Origin of the sequence: Streptomyces megasporus (assembly GCF_000718985.1) — a bacterium.
Classification (GTDB): Bacteria; Actinomycetota; Actinomycetes; order Streptomycetales; family Streptomycetaceae; genus Streptomyces; species Streptomyces megasporus.
The window spans coordinates 1-334 of record NZ_JODL01000150.1 but is presented as its reverse complement, the minus strand read 5'-3'; the positions used below and the strand labels follow the sequence as shown (position 1 = coordinate 334).

General features: G+C 59.3%; 1 protein-coding gene. It reads left to right on the top strand.

What is annotated here, in order from left to right:
* Nucleotides 1-24 precede the first annotated feature (24 nt).
* On the top strand, nt 25-334 hold a 310-nt coding region (locus IF47_RS28445), incomplete at its 3' end, for a hypothetical protein (protein ID WP_157840081.1).

The following is a 334-nucleotide window of genomic DNA, read 5'->3' as shown; positions in this document are numbered from 1 at the left end:
CGCGAGTTCTTCGCAGCAAGTCGAGTGGACATCGCTGAAGCAGCGAACATGACGGCCCGCAACAAGAAGATCAGCCTGCTGGCCACAGAGGACCCCGAGCTGTACGCGAGTTTCAAGGAGGAACACCGCAAGAACGACGGATTCAAGCATTTCGCGCACGCCTCTGGGCGGTTCCCGCTGACAGCCTTTGGGCGACTCAATACGTACTCACTCTTCGCAGAACACGCTCGCACCGCCATGGCCACTCAAGGGCGTAGCGGTCAGATTGTGCCCTCGGGCATCGCCACGGACTCCTTCAACCAATACTTCTTTAAGGACCTGGTCACCCAGGGCC